The sequence below is a fragment of the Methylosinus sp. genome, from assembly GCF_036560965.1.
Classification (GTDB): domain Bacteria; phylum Pseudomonadota; class Alphaproteobacteria; order Rhizobiales; family Beijerinckiaceae; genus Methylosinus.
In genome coordinates this window covers 52,854-66,706 of the sequence record NZ_DATBQF010000005.1, presented here as the reverse complement: position 1 = coordinate 66,706, position 13,853 = coordinate 52,854, and the positions used below count along the sequence as shown (strand labels likewise).

The following is a 13,853-nucleotide window of genomic DNA, read 5'->3' as shown; positions in this document are numbered from 1 at the left end:
GTCGGCCGGCGGATTTCCACCGGCGCGTTCTCTCGCGCCGAAGCTGCGGGAGGCGGCCTTAGGCCGCCCCGCGCCTTATTTCTGCTCGGTCGGGGCCGTGTCGACGCCCGCGGGAGCGTTGACTTCGGGAGCAGCCTTCACTTCAGGCGCCTTGGCCTCGGGCTCTTTCGCGCCTTCGGCCGCCGGGGGAGTCGCCTCGGCCGGAGCGGTCGGCTGCTCGGCGGCCGGCGGCGTCGCGCCCTGGCGCTGCTGCTGGGCGCGCTGCAGCTGGTCGAAGATGCTCTCTTTCTTCTCGGCCGGGGCCGGGGCGGCGGCGCCCGGCGTCGCCGGCGCGCCGGCCGGCGGCAGCTCCTTGAGCTCGAGCTTGCCGGCGTCGACCCCCTCGCCGCCGCGCTCCCAGGCCGGGAGAACGGTGAGAGCGATGCTCGTCAGGAAGAAGATCGCGCCGAGAATGCCCGTCGCGCGGGTGATGGCGTTGGCCTGGCCGCGGCCCGTGAACAGGCCGCCGCCGCCGCCGATGCCGAGCGCGCCGCCCTCCGACTTCTGATACAGAATCAGAATAACGAGAGCGACCACCACCATCAGGTGGATGACGATGATAACCTGCTGCATGAACCGCTATCTCCCGGCGCTCGGTTTCCGCCCGCCCCGCGGCCCGCGCATTTTCTTGTCGCGGCCTTCTACACCAATTGCGCGGGCCTAGGGAAGGGGCGGCGACGTCCGATCAGTAGGAGTTGCCGTCCTGGCCCTTCCAGCCGCCGGGGGCTTGATCGAAGCGCGTCTCGTCGCTGAAGTCGATCTTCGCGCCGGGCTCGATATATTGATGGTCCTTGATCTCCTGATTGGAGACGGTGGTCGAGAAATATTTGCTCGCCGAGCAGCCGGCCTTGACCGCCCCGGCGTCGTCCGGCTTGCAATCGAGATGGGCGCCCTTGGGGAACTCCACCGTGGAGGTGAAATAAAATTCGACCGCCTTGTGACCGGCGCCCTCGACATCGAGCTGCCAGAAGCGCGACACGTCGAACTTGACGATCCGAGCGTCCGGATCGAACTTCTTTTTCAACCGGTTCTCGAACACCGAGCGAGCGTTGTCGGCGGTCGGCTCGCAGGAGAACAGGCAGAAGGCCTCGGCGTGGCCGGCGGTGAGCGCGGTCGCCAGCAAGGCGGCCGCCACGATCTTCGATTTCGACATGAAACGCGTCTCCTCTTTTTTCTCGTTTTTTATCCGTCGCGGCATTCATGCTTCATGGTTGGGCGCCATGAAGCGCGAGGGGCGCGAAGCGGGCTCCTTATGGGCCTCCGACCACAGGCTGCACGGCCGTCGCTGTCCCGGCAAGCGCGTCGATTCGGACAGATTGTCGCATCACGATGGATTTTTCCACCTTGTTGCGTTGCGGCGGCGAGCGCCTTATTGACGGCGCGAACGCGAGGGAACCAGTCATAGAGAGGGATTGCATGGCCGCCTACAAGCTTCTTCTGTTGCCCGGCGACGGCATCGGCCCGGAAATCATGGCCGAGGCCGAGAAGCTCGTCGCCTTTCTGAGCACGGCCGGCGTCGCCTCTTTCGAGACGGAGAACGGCCTCGTCGGCGGCGCCGCCTATGACGCCCATGGCCAGGCGATCAGCGAGGCCGACATGGCCCTCGCGCAGAGCGCCGACGCCGTGCTGCTCGCCGCCGTCGGCGGCCCGAAATGGGATGGCGTGCCCTATGACGTGCGCCCCGAGGCTGGCCTGCTGCGCCTGCGCAAGGACCTCGGCCTCTTCGCCAATCTGCGTCCGGCCATCTGCTATCCGGCGCTGGTCGAGGCCTCCTCGCTGAAGCCCGATCTCGTCGACGGCCTCGACATCATGATTGTGCGTGAGCTGACCGGCGGCGTCTATTTCGGCGAGCCCAAGGAGATCACCGATCTCGGCAATGGCCAGAAGCGCGGCGTCGACACGCAGGTCTATGAGACCTACGAGATCGAGCGCATCGCCCGCGTCGCCTTCGAGCTCGCCCGCAAGCGCGACAATCGCGTGACCTCCTCGGAAAAATCCAATGTGATGAAGTCCGGGCTGCTGTGGCGCGAGACCGTCGCCGCCCTGCATGCGCGCGACTATGCCGATGTGAAGCTGGACCATATGCTCGCCGATTCGCTCGGCATGCAGCTGGTGCGCCGGCCCAAGCAGTTCGACGTGATCGTCACCGACAATCTGTTCGGCGACCTGCTGTCGGATGTCGCCTCCATGCTGACCGGCTCGCTCGGAATGCTGCCCTCGGCCTCGCTCGGCGGAGAAGACGCCGCCACCGGCAAGCGCAAGGCGCTCTACGAGCCCGTGCATGGCTCGGCGCCGGACATTGCGGGCAAGGGCCTCGCCAATCCGATCGCCATGATCGGCTCCGTCGTGATGGCGCTGCGCTATTCCTTCGGCCTCACCGAGGCTGCCGACGCGGTGGACAAAGCGATCGCCAATGTGCTCGCCGCCGGCCTGCGCACGGCGGACATCGTCGGGCCGAGCGGCAAGCCGGTCTCGACCAGCCAGATGGGCGACGCCATTCTCGCCGAGCTGAAGAAGACGCTGGGGTGACGTGATCCGCCCCATGCGAGATGGAACGCGCTTCGGCGCGTTCCACGCGGCCCGACTTTTCGCGCTTCGTTGCGTATGACGAATTGACGACAATTGCGCAAAAGTGAAAGGGAGCGCCGCATACGAGCGCATAGCGTATATCGCGACATCGCCTGCTCCGCCGTTATCCTTGCAGCGATTCTGTTAATCTCGTCCGGTGAGGTTTCTCACTCCGAAACCACAGCCAATTCTACGGCGCCGCGCGGTCGGTCGTGCTGGGACGAGGCCATGACACAGCGCGATATGACCGACTGCGCGATGAAAGACTTTCGCGCGGCCGACGAAAAGCTGAATAAATCGTATCAGGCTGTAGCGTGTTATCTCGATCCGCAGGAAAAGGCCAAGCTCAAGGCGGCGCAACGAGCATGGATCATATTTCGCGACTCGGATTGCGCCTTCTGGGGTAGCGGCGACGGCTCGATCTCTCCAATGAATGAACTGATGTGTCGAGCTCGGCTCTCCGATGCGCGAGCGAATGAACTCGACGGGTGGCCTCCGAATGCGCCACGCGACGCCCTTGCGCCCTGCAATTGAGCGAGCCGTCCAAGTGCAGCTGTCTGCTGTTCCGAGCCGGGCGTTTCGTGGTAGAGAAGGCGAATGCCGATTACCCTCACCCCTGAGCAGGAAGCGTGGCTCGACGCCCGGGTGGCGCGTGGCGATTTCAATTCGATCGAGGAGGCGGCGCGCCGGCTCATCGATGAGCGCATCGCCGAGCGCATGCTCGAGGAGGGCGACGATCTCGCCTGGGCCAAGCCTCTGGTCGCCGAAGGCCTCGCCGCGCTCGAACGCGGCGAGATCATCTCGCTCGACGAGCTCAAGGCGCGAAACGCGGCTCGGCTCGCGGCGATGAAAGGATGACGACGCGCGTCGTCGTCACGGCGCTCGCCGACGCGGACATGGCCGACATACTCGCAGAGATCGCGCGCGAGGCGGGCGTTCGCATCGCCGAGAAATACAATCGCCGGTTCGAGAGCTTCTTCGAGCGGATCGCGGCCCATCCCGAAATCTGCCCCTCACGCGCCAGCCTCGGCGCGCATGTGCGCATCGGCGTGGTGTTTCCCTATCTCGTCTATCGCCGCCTCGAAGGCGAGGACCTTCTGAGCGTGATCCGAATCCTTCACGGCCGCCGAGACATCACGCGCGACCTTCTGCAATGACCGAAGACCCGCGAACCTCGATGCGGGCCTGCACCTGCGCCTTTATCGGCTCCAGCTCCTCTTCCGAAAACGTCTCCTCGTCGAGCAGCTTCTTCGCCGACTCCTCGTGGATGCTGGCGCAGCTCTTCAAAATCCGCGTCGCGCGCGCAAAGGCGTCGTCCACCAATTCGCGGACGGCGCGGTCGATCTTGGCGCTCGTCTCCTCGCTCGCCGCGGAGCGCTGGCCGAGATCGCCGATGTCGAGATAGCGCGGCCGCTCGGCGATATAGGACGCCTGCCCGACGGAAGGCTCCATGCCGTAGCGCGTCGCCATGGAGCGGGCCATTTCGGTGGCGCGTTGCAGATCGTCGGCGGCGCCGGTGGTCGCCTCGTGAAACACCGCCATCTCCGCCGCGCGGCCGCCGAGCAGAACCGTCATGCGATTTATCAGCTCGGTGCGCGTCATCAGGTAGCGGTCCTCGAGCGGCATCTGCATCGTATAGCCGAGCGCGCCCATGCCGCGCGGAATGATCGAGACCTTCTTGATCGGGTCCATATCCGGCAGCGCCATGGCGACGATCGCATGACCCATCTCATGATTGGCGACGATGCGCCGCTCGCGCGGATGCAGCAGCCGATTGCGCTTCTCCGGTCCGGCGATCACACGTTCGATCGCGGCGATGAAATCATCGGGCGTCACCGACGCCGCGCGCCGGCGCGTCGCCAGCGTCGCGGCCTCGTTGACGAGATTGGCGAGATCGGCGCCGGTGAAGCCGGGCGTCATGGCGGCGATCTCGGCGGGGTCGACATCGGCGCCGAGCTTGATCTTCTTCAAATGCACGTCGAGGATCGCGGCGCGGCCGATCTTGTCCGGCCGATCGACGGAAATCTGCCGATCGAAGCGCCCCGCGCGCAGCAGCGCCGGATCGAGCACCTCGGGCCGATTGGTGGCGGCGAGCAGCACGACGCCGGAGGAGGGATCGAAACCGTCCAACTCGGCGAGCAATTGATTGAGCGTCTGCTCCTTCTCGTCATGACCGCCGGAGAGGCCCGAGACGCCGCGCGCGCGGCCGAGCGCATCGAGCTCGTCGATGAAGATGATGCAAGGCGCGGAGGCGCGCGCCTGCGTGAAGAGATCGCGCACCCGCGCGGCGCCGACGCCGACGAACATTTCCACGAATTCCGAGCCGGTGATGGAGAAGAAGGGCACGCCCGCCTCGCCCGCCACCGCGCGGGCGAGCAGCGTCTTGCCGGTGCCGGGCGGCCCCACCAGCAATATGCCTTTCGGAACGCGCGCGCCGAGCCGCCCATAGGTCTGCGGGTCCTTCAGAAAGGCCACGACCTCCTGCAACTCCTCCTTGGCCTCGTCGACGCCGGCGACATCGGCGAAGCCGACCTTCACCTGCGTCTCGACGAAGATTTTGGCGCGGCTCTGGCCGATCTGCATGACCGAGCCGAGCCCTTGCGTGACGCGACGCGACAAAAAGCTCCAGACCAGGAAGAACAGCGCGATCGGCAGGACCCAGGAGAGCAGCGTCGAGACAAAGGTATTTTCGACGATTCCGGAATATTTGACCTTGGCCGCCTCGAGCTCTGCGGCGATGTCCGTCGGCACGCGCACGGCGGCGATCTGCTTGCGGCCGTCTTTCATCGGCTCCTTCAACGTCGCGCGCACGACGTCGCCGCCGACCTCGACCGAGTCGATCTTGCTGTCACGCAGCAGAGTCTCGAACTCGCTATAGGGAACGACCTCGGTCTGGCGGTAGACCGTCCACATCTGCTGCAGGACGAGAACGCCGACGAGCGCCGAGAGGAAATAGGCGAGATGGAAAGACCAGGCGTTGTCTTTCGCGGGCTTCTCCATGGGTGGGCCTCGTCGTCGCTATATATGTTTGCTCACCTGGGCGCGTGAGCCGTTCACATATAGGCGCCGCCGCGAGCTTATCCACTCCGCGACGGCCGAGCGCTCAGAATGGGCCGTTGCGCGCCGCCGCTTCGAGAAAATCCTCGAGCGCGCGAATATAATCCATATCCTCGAAAGCCTTGTGCTTGTTGGCGGCGATGAAGCCGGCGAGCGCAGCGCGCGCAGCGCGGTCGCGCCCCAGGCGCACGGCGATCTCGACATAATGGTCCAGCGAGGAGGCGATCGTCTCCTCGCAACCGATGCGGCGCAGAATCGCGGCCGTATGGCGCCCGCGCATGAAATCGCCCGGCAGCGTCACGATCGGCCGGTCGGCGCCGAGCAGATCCAACGTCGAGCGGCCGCCCGACCAGCCGAGCGTGTCGAGAATGACGTCGGAGGCGGCGGCCGCGGCGATGAACAGCTCCTGCGGCATTTGCGGCAGGATCACGCAATGATCGTCGGCGGAAAGCCCCGCCGCCGCGAAGACGCGCTGCAGCCGCGCGCGAAACGCCGCCGTCACCTCCTCGCTCTTGGCGAAGGCGATGAAGAGGAATTTGCAAGGGCCGACCGCCGCTGCGATGCGCGGGAAGACGATGTCGTGGCAGGGCTGATATTTATAGAGCGCCTGCCCCGAGAAGAAGATCGGCGCATGGGGCTTGGCGCCGAAGAGCGTCCTGTCGAGCGGCGTCAGGGCGAGCTGCTCCGCCCTGTAATGCAGGCCGAGATTGGGCATCGGCGCCAGCCGCTCGGTGTAGAAGCGCTCGGCGCCGTCCGGCTCCATCAGCGCGCTCGACAGGAAATAGTCGATCGTCGGCATGCCGCTCGTCTCCGGCTGGCCCCAGGCCATGCATTGGACGGGGGCGAGGCGCTGCGCCGCCAGCCAGCCGGAAACCGGGTCCATGCCGATCTCTGGATAGAGCAGAACATGCGGCGCCGCGGCGACGATGGCCTCGCGCCAGCCCTGCGGCGTCGACGGCTCGCATAGAAAATGCTCGCAATATTGCGCGGCGAGAATCGTGTCGGCGTCCTGCGTCCTGCCGGTGTGGAAGCCGATCAGCTCGAAGCGCGCGCGATCGAGCCGCGTGATCCAGCTCTCGAGAAAGAGGCGGAACACCGTATGGCGGCAGAAGAAGCCGCTCACGAGGCCGATTCTGATGCGCTCGCCGGGCGCAGGCGGCGGCGCGAGCGGCGCGGCGGGACGCGTCTGCGCCAGGACACGGCAAGCGAATTCGCCGTAGCGCGTCTGCAATGCGCGATCGTCCTCGCCTTGATAGGGAAGGAAAAACGGCTGCGTCGCGCCGATGGCCGGCGCGAGCGCGGCGGCGATCTCCGCATCTCGCGACGAAGCGACGAGCGCCTCAAGCGCGGCCGCATAGCGCGCGCGACGGAGGGCGATCTCCTCCTGCGCGGCATAGAGGATCGGCAGCTCCGCCATGCACAGCGCGATGCGCGCGCCGCCATGACGCGAATCCGCTGCGATCGCCGCATGATGACGGGCCACGGCCTCATCCGTGCGTCCCCTGACGTGCAGCAGGCAGCCGAGATTGTAATGCGCGTCGGCGAGATCGGGCTGCAGCGTCAGCGCGCTCTCGTAGCAGACGATCGCCTCGGAATGGCGGCCGAGCTCCTGCAGGACGACGGCGAGATTGTTCCAATAGGCGGCGGCCGGAGCGAGCCGCACGGCGATGGTGAGGCGCGCCGCAGCCTCGCTCCAGCGGCCGCGCTGCATCAGCCAGCGGCCGAAATTGGCTTGCGCCTCGACGAGCCGCGGCTCCAGCTCTATGGCGCGCAGAAACGCCGCTTCGACCTGCGCGGCGGGGCCGATCTCGGCCAGCGCATTGGCGAGATTGTACCAGATTTCCGGCCGGTCCGGCGCGCATTCGGCGGCCTTGGCGTAATGCGCCGCCGCTTCCACGCCGCGGCCGAGCTCGGTCAGCGCGATCGCGAGATTGCAACGGAGCTCGCCGGAGCCGGGGCGCAGCGCCACAGCGGCGCGATAATCATCCACCGCCTCGTCGAAGCGTCCGAGCGCGCGAAGCGCGAGCGCGCGGCTGTTGTGATGAATCGCCTGCCCGGGCGCGATCGACATCGCCGCGCCGATCAAGTCCAGCCCCGCCTGCGGCGCGCCGCGCTCGACCTCGAGCAGGCCGAGCAGATGCAGGCTGTCGGCGTGCCGCGGAAAGGATGCGAGCACGCCACGATACAGCGTGGCCGCTTCGTCGATCGCGCCCGCCTCATGGCGTGCGCGCGCCTCTCGAAAGGCGGAATCCGGCGTAATATCGTTCATGAACGTCGCGAATGGTCCCGCGTCGGCCGCGCCCGAATCGGGCCGGCCGTCGCCTGCGCCCTATTTCGAACCCGGGTGTTGCGCCAGCTTGTTCGCTGTGTTTCTGAATGGCGAACGAATGCGCATCCTCTCCGGCCGCCGCCGCGCTACATGTCGTGGATCGGCGCGAGGACGAGAGCCGTCGCCGAAGGCAAGCCCGCCGAAGGCAAGCCCCGTAGATTGTTCGCCGGCGGCGCTCGCCGTGAGAGTGAGAGGTCCAATGGACGCGCTCGAGCCGAATGCGACGCCGCGCTGGGAATGGCGCATTTTCGGCGCCGATCTCGCGGCGCTGGAGGCGAAGCTCGGCCCGCCGACATGCCTGCCGCGCCGCAGCGACGAAATCTATCTGCTCAACGCGCTCACGCCGCATTCGGCGAAGATTCGCGACCAGGCGCTCGAGGTCAAGCGCCTGCTGCGCGTCGACGACGGCCTCGAATTATGGACGCCGGCCTTTCATTCGGCGTTTCCGTTGTCGACGGAACGTCTCGCCGCCGCCGCCGCGGCCTTGGCGCTGCCGCTCGACCGTGTCGGCCGCGCCGCTTACGACACGACGCGCTTTCTCGACGAGATCGTCGCGCCCTGCCCCGCCCTGCGCGCGGTGGCGGTGCGAAAATCACGTCTGCGCTTTACATTTCACGATTGCGCGGCGGAATTCGTGCGGCTGCAGATCGGCCCCGCGCCGATGGAGAGCGTCGCGCTCGAGAGCGAGGACGAGCGACTCCTCGCCGAGGCGCTGCGCGCGCTCGACGCCGATCCGCGGCTCAATGTGAATTTTCCCAAAGGCGTCGAGCGCGCCGCCGCGCTGGCGAGCTGATCGAGGAGGATGGAATGGGCGTGGAAATCGAGCGAAAGTTCCTGGTGACGCGCGAGCAGTGGCGGCCGCGCAATGATGGCGTCGCCTTTCGCCAGGGTTATCTCTCGCGCGTGGAGGATCGCGTCGTGCGCGTGCGCATCGCCGGCGGCGCCGCCTTTCTGACGATCAAGGGGCGCGCCGCCAATGTCACGCGCTCGGAATTCGAATATCCCATTCCCGTCGAGGATGCGCAGCTCATGCTCGACCGCCTGTGCGAGCGCCCGCTGATCGAGAAGACGCGCTATGAGGAAGTGTTCGGCGGCCATATTTGGACCGTCGACGTGTTCCAGGGCGAGAATGACGGGCTGATCGTCGCCGAGATCGAGCTGGGGTCCGAAGAGGAGCCTTTCGACCGCCCCGGCTGGCTCGGCCGCGAGGTCTCCGGCGATCCGCGCTACTTCAACTCGGAATTGTCGAAGCGGCCGTTCGGCTATTGGGATGCGCCGTAGAGCATGTCGCCGCCGTTGGCGTTTTGCAACGAGGAGCCGAATTGCGTGAGCGATTTTACATTGACAGCCTATATTTATAATATAATTTGCAGGCACGAATGCGTATCAGTCGCGGATACAGCCTTGCCGACGACGTGAGGAAGCAAGCTCGGTTATTTTCAATTTTGATATGCTCCCATAAGACTTTGTGTCTATTTTCAAGATGAAAGTCATAGCAATGAATGAAGAAACAGTATCAGCAATATTATTGCTAGTTATAATATTCATCGGCTATCAGGGATATCGTCTTTTCGTTCCAAGCAAAGAAAAGATAAAAAATATCAGGAATGAAATATGGCGACGCCATACTGGCGATGAGTTTCCTCAATCTCTCCGCGACCCACAACAAAACGCTGGAGCTCCGTTTCAATGCTATAGCGTATTAGATTATTTTCACAAGGTTGTTGATCGACAACTCAATAAAGCGCGCGGAATCCTGTCATCCAACTCACTAATTATGGCAGGTCTTGGATTATCGATCAAAGATTGTAAACAATGCTTAATATTGTTCGATGGACATTATAGCATATTTATATATGTCACGGCAGCATGTCTTCTTGTATCGACATCTCTGTGTCTTATTCTTTTTGTCGTTGTGTTCGACGATGAAGACATATACTCATCGTTTGCGGCAGAAATACAAAATTATGCCAATACCGTTGGAACTCGAGCCGGTCTCTTATATTTGAGCGTGTATTTGTCTTTTGTAAGCATCACCCTTTGGATGCTCTGGATAATGTTTTTCAGGCCTGGCTGACGCAGGCCGAGCAAGGACGGCTCCGACATGACCGACGTCTGGATCGGCAGCGATGGTCGACGCGATTCGTCGCCTTTATTTCGACAGCGCCCCCGGAAATCGGCTAAAGGTCGCTGTCCCTCGAGAAAGCGAATCAAAACCCCATGACCATCCGCGTGCATTCGGGCGATCTGCCGGACGGCGCCAATCTCGGCCCCGTCGTCGCCATCGATACGGAAACGCTCGGCCTCAATCCGCATCGCGACCGGCTCTGCCTCGTCCAGCTCTCGGGCGGGAACGGCGACGCCGATCTCGTGCGCATCGCGCCGGGCCAGACGCAGGCGCCCAATCTCACGCGCCTCCTCGCCGATCCGAAAGTGCTGAAACTGTTTCATTTCGGGCGCTTCGACATCGCCGTCATGGCCAAGACCTTCGGCGTGACGGCGGAGCCGGTCTATTGCACCAAGATCGCCTCCAAGCTCATCCGCACCTATACGGATCGCCACGGGCTCAAGGATCTCGTGCGCGAATTGCTCGCCGTCGAAATCTCCAAGCAGCAGCAATCGTCGGACTGGGGCGCGGCGACGCTGTCGGACGCGCAGCTCGCCTATGCGGCCTCGGACGTGCTCTATCTCCATGCGCTGCGCGAGAAGCTCGATGTCATGCTGGCCCGCGAGGGCCGCGCCGATTTCGCCGCCCGCTGCTTCGACTTTCTGCCGACGCGCGCTCGCCTCGATCTCGCGGGCTGGCCGGAGACCGATATTTTCTCGCATGAATGACGCCTCGAATTCGCCATGCGGCCGGCGTTATCTCGCGGGCGTTCTCGCGCAGGGATGGCGAGCAGGAATGGAATGAACGACGTCTCGCCGCCGACCGATAGACGCGATCGGCTCGCCTCCATCATCGCGCCGCGACGCGACGCCATTCCGCAGGCGCGACGCCATTCGCTGCGCGTGGCCAAGCTGAGGCGCTGGCTGCTGTGGGGCAGCGGCGCCATTCTCACCGCCGTGGCCGTGGGCGTCGCCTTCCATTCGCTGCGCTTTCTGCCGGCCGATCTGCGCTTCTCGCGCATCGCCACGCAGGGTACTCGCATCACCATTGAGAGCCCCAAGCTCGTCGGCTATAGCAAAGACGGCCGCCCCTATGAGCTGCGCGCCCGCACCGGAATACAGGATATCGCCAAGCCCGATGTGTTCGAGCTCGAGCAGCTCGAGGTGCATTTCCAGAGCGACACCGAGTCCAACATCGTGCTGACGGCGGAAAATGGCCTCTATGACGCCAAGAAAGACCGCGCCAATCTCTCCGGCGGCGCCCGCATCTTCGACGGCAAGCATTATGATTTGCGCAGCGAGGCGGCGGTGATCGATTTTCGCGGCAATGTCGTCACCTCGGACCAGCCCACGAGGCTGACGCTGGACAAATCGGTGGTGACGTCGAATTCGGTCGAATTCTCGCAGAACGAGCGGCGCGCGACCTTTTCCGGCGCGGTGCATACGACGCTGCCCGGCGACGATGACGGCGCCGAGACGGCGGAAGGATCGTCTCCATGAAAGCCTTTCATTTCCTCCCCCTCGCCACGGCCGCGCTTTTGTCCGCCGCGCTTCTCGCCGCAGCGCCGCCCGCCGCCGCCAAAGGGCGCTCCGGCGGCATACTTCCCGGCGCGAGCGCCAAGGACCCGGTCGACATAGACGCGGGCAAGCTCGATTTTTTCGACAAGGAGCAGAAGCTCGTCTATTCGGGCAGCGTCGTCGTCGTGAACGGCCCCTCGACGCTGAAGGCCTCGCGCCTCATCCTCTTCCTGGACAAGGCGCAGCAGGGCCAGGACGGCAATGGCGGCAGCGACCGCGTCCGCCACATAGACGCCGAAGGGCCGGTGACGCTCGTCTCCAAGGATCAGATCGGGACCGGCGACCGCGGCAGCTACGACCGCAGCGAGAACAAGGTCTATCTCATCGGCAATGTGACTCTGATCCAGGGCGACAGCGTCGTGAAGGGCGAGAAGCTCATCTACGACACAGCGAGCGGCCAGGCGACCGTGCTTGAGAAGCCCGGCCAGCGCGTGCGCAGCATCTTCACGCCCGGCGAGGCCAAGGGCGAGAAGAAGGAGAAAAAAGAGCCGGCTCCGGCGACAGAGCGCCACGCCGATTGAGCGCCGAGCGAAAGATCGCTCAACGCTTATAGGTCCCGACGAGGAGCGCCTCCTCGAACAGCACCTCGCTCGCGGCGCGCTCCACATCGAGACAGCTCGGGTCCTTGCGCGAGACGGGAAGCGTGGAGGTGGAGAGCGCCATCAGGCGGAAGCGATAGCGATGCGCGCCATGACGCGGCGGCGGACATGGCCCGCCATAGCCGGAGCCCTCGAAATCATTGATCCCCTGCAAGAAGCCGCGTTGCGGCCCCGGTCGTCCGGCGCCCTCCGGCAGCCCGGTGGCGTCGCGGGAGAGATCATAGACCGCCCAGTGACGCCAGACGCCCGCCGGCGCGTCGGGATCGTCGCAGAGCAGAACGAAGCTCTTCGTATGCGAGGGCGCCTCGCTCCAGCGCAGCGGCGGCGAGACATTGGCGCCGTCGCATGTGTATTTGCGGGGAATCTCCTCGCCATGGGCGAAGGCCGACGATAGCAGCCGCATCGTGACGCTCCTTGTCGAACCTCTGATTTTCGTCGAACTTCTGATTTTCGCGTTTCAGCTCTTCGCGATTTTCTGCGCCGGCGCGAAGGGAAGGCCGAGCGCCGCGGCGACGGATGCGTTGACGATCTCGCCGCGCGCGACCGTGAGGCCCGCGGCGAGATGCGGATCGTCGCGCACAGCGCCTAGCCCATTGTCGGCCAGCGCCAGCACGAAAGGCAATGTCGCGCTGGCGAGAGCGAAAGTGGAGGTGCGCGGCACCGCGCCCGGCATATTGGTCACGCAATAATGAATGACGCCGTCGACGACATAGGCGGGATCGGAATGCGTCGTCGGCCGCGAGGTCTCGCAGCAGCCGCCCTGATCGATCGCCACATCGACGATGACCGCGCCCGGCTTCATGCCGGCCAGCATCCCACGGCTGATGAGCTTGGGCGCCGCGGCCCCCGGAACCAAGGCGGCGCCGATGACGAGATCGGCGCGGCGCACGAGCTCGGCGATCGCCGTCGGCGTCGAGAAGATCGTGCGCGCCGCATTGCCGAAGCGCGCGGACAGGCGACGCAGCGGCTCGGCGCCGCGATCGGCGACGATGACGCTCGCGCCCATGCCGAGCGCGATCATCGCCGCCTGCGTCCCCACCATTCCCGCGCCGAGGATCACCACCTCGGCCGGCGGCACGCCCGGCGCGCCGGAGAGCAGCACGCCGCGCCCGCCCATGGATTTTTCCAGACATCGCGCGCCCGCCTGCGGCGCGAGGCGCCCCGCGATCTCGGACATCGGCGCGAGCAGCGGCAGGCCGCCGAAGGGCGACGTCACCGTCTCATAAGCGATACAGATCGCGCCGGAGCGCATCAGCTCCAACGCTTGGGCGCGATCGGCGGCGAGATGCAGATAGGCGAAGAGGATCTGGCCCGGCCGCAATCGCGCGCGCTCCTGCGGCTGCGGCTCCTTCACCTTCACGACGAGATCGGCGCCGGAATAGATCTCGTCCGGCCCCTCGACGATCGCCGCGCCCGCGGTCCGATAATCGCCATCGGAAAGCCCTGCGCCGACTCCCGCGCCGCGCTCCACCATCACGAGATGGCCGCGCTGCACCAGCTCGTAGACGCCGGCCGGAGTCAGCGCCACGCGAAATTCATTGTCCTTGACTTCCCTGGGCGCGCCGACGCGCATCGGA

The 13,853-nt window shown here is 65.1% G+C and carries 16 protein-coding genes; 10 read left to right on the top strand and 6 right to left on the bottom strand.

The window, feature by feature from the left end:
* Positions 1-75: 75 nt before the first annotated feature.
* Positions 76-612 (bottom strand): preprotein translocase subunit SecG, encoded by a 537-nt coding sequence (secG, locus tag VIF40_RS00960; protein ID WP_331935642.1) that lies wholly within the window; start codon positions 610-612, stop codon positions 76-78.
* Between the two features lie 112 nt (positions 613-724).
* Positions 725-1,192 carry a hypothetical protein gene (locus VIF40_RS00955; RefSeq protein ID WP_331935641.1) on the bottom strand — a complete coding sequence of 156 codons (468 nt, stop codon included), beginning with the start codon at positions 1,190-1,192 and terminating at the stop codon, positions 725-727.
* 263 nt (positions 1,193-1,455) lie between these two features.
* Between VIF40_RS00955 and leuB the strand changes: the two genes are divergently transcribed.
* The 4 genes from leuB (at position 1,456) to VIF40_RS00935 (ending at position 3,764) form a co-directional block, all read left to right on the top strand.
* Positions 1,456-2,568, top strand: a complete 1,113-nt coding sequence (gene leuB, locus VIF40_RS00950) for a 3-isopropylmalate dehydrogenase (RefSeq protein ID WP_331935640.1) — start codon at positions 1,456-1,458, stop codon at positions 2,566-2,568.
* Between the two features lie 93 nt (positions 2,569-2,661).
* Positions 2,662-3,141, top strand: a complete 480-nt coding sequence (locus tag VIF40_RS21395; protein ID WP_414684730.1) for a lysozyme inhibitor LprI family protein — start codon at positions 2,662-2,664, stop codon at positions 3,139-3,141.
* A 63-nt stretch (positions 3,142-3,204) separates the two neighbouring features.
* The gene (locus VIF40_RS00940) at positions 3,205-3,465 is read left to right on the top strand and encodes a hypothetical protein (protein ID WP_331935638.1); all 261 of its coding nucleotides are present in this window, start codon (positions 3,205-3,207) and stop codon (positions 3,463-3,465) included.
* Positions 3,462-3,764 carry a type II toxin-antitoxin system RelE/ParE family toxin gene (locus tag VIF40_RS00935; protein WP_331935637.1) on the top strand — a complete coding sequence of 101 codons (303 nt, stop codon included), beginning with the start codon at positions 3,462-3,464 and terminating at the stop codon, positions 3,762-3,764. Before VIF40_RS00940 ends, VIF40_RS00935 begins: the two co-directional genes overlap by 4 nt.
* Here VIF40_RS00935 and ftsH read toward each other — a convergent pair.
* Positions 3,742-5,607, bottom strand: a complete 1,866-nt coding sequence (gene ftsH / locus VIF40_RS00930; protein WP_331935636.1) for an ATP-dependent zinc metalloprotease FtsH — start codon at positions 5,605-5,607, stop codon at positions 3,742-3,744. The genes VIF40_RS00935 and ftsH overlap by 23 nt on opposite strands.
* A gap of 103 nt (positions 5,608-5,710) precedes the next feature.
* A complete protein-coding gene (locus VIF40_RS00925) occupies positions 5,711-7,933 on the bottom strand; it encodes a tetratricopeptide repeat protein (protein ID WP_331935635.1) in 2,223 nt (740 codons plus the stop codon).
* Between the two features lie 259 nt (positions 7,934-8,192).
* Between VIF40_RS00925 and VIF40_RS00920 the strand changes: the two genes are divergently transcribed.
* The 6 genes from VIF40_RS00920 to VIF40_RS00895 all read left to right on the top strand — a co-directional run bounded on the left by VIF40_RS00920 (position 8,193) and on the right by VIF40_RS00895 (position 12,198).
* Positions 8,193-8,786 (top strand): hypothetical protein, encoded by a 594-nt coding sequence (locus VIF40_RS00920; protein WP_331935634.1) that lies wholly within the window; start codon positions 8,193-8,195, stop codon positions 8,784-8,786.
* A gap of 14 nt (positions 8,787-8,800) precedes the next feature.
* Positions 8,801-9,274, top strand: coding sequence for a CYTH domain-containing protein (locus VIF40_RS00915; RefSeq protein ID WP_331935633.1), 474 nt, complete (start codon positions 8,801-8,803; stop codon positions 9,272-9,274).
* 217 nt (positions 9,275-9,491) lie between these two features.
* Positions 9,492-10,070, top strand: coding sequence for a hypothetical protein (locus VIF40_RS00910; RefSeq protein ID WP_331935632.1), 579 nt, complete (start codon positions 9,492-9,494; stop codon positions 10,068-10,070).
* 143 nt (positions 10,071-10,213) lie between these two features.
* The gene (locus VIF40_RS00905) at positions 10,214-10,828 is read left to right on the top strand and encodes a ribonuclease D (RefSeq protein ID WP_331935631.1); all 615 of its coding nucleotides are present in this window, start codon (positions 10,214-10,216) and stop codon (positions 10,826-10,828) included.
* Positions 10,829-10,900: 72 nt separating this feature from the next.
* Entirely contained in the window at positions 10,901-11,599 is a 699-nt protein-coding gene (gene lptC / locus VIF40_RS00900) for an LPS export ABC transporter periplasmic protein LptC (protein ID WP_331935630.1), read from the top strand.
* Entirely contained in the window at positions 11,596-12,198 is a 603-nt protein-coding gene (locus tag VIF40_RS00895) for an LptA/OstA family protein (RefSeq protein WP_331935629.1), read from the top strand. Before lptC ends, VIF40_RS00895 begins: the two co-directional genes overlap by 4 nt.
* 19 nt (positions 12,199-12,217) lie before the next feature.
* Here the strand turns inward: VIF40_RS00895 and VIF40_RS00890 are convergent, their stop codons facing one another.
* Both VIF40_RS00890 and ald read right to left on the bottom strand, forming a co-directional pair.
* Positions 12,218-12,679, bottom strand: a complete 462-nt coding sequence (locus VIF40_RS00890; protein WP_331935628.1) for a YbhB/YbcL family Raf kinase inhibitor-like protein — start codon at positions 12,677-12,679, stop codon at positions 12,218-12,220.
* 54 nt (positions 12,680-12,733) lie between these two features.
* Positions 12,734-13,849, bottom strand: a complete 1,116-nt coding sequence (ald, locus tag VIF40_RS00885) for an alanine dehydrogenase (protein ID WP_331935627.1) — start codon at positions 13,847-13,849, stop codon at positions 12,734-12,736.
* Positions 13,850-13,853: the final 4 nt, after the last annotated feature.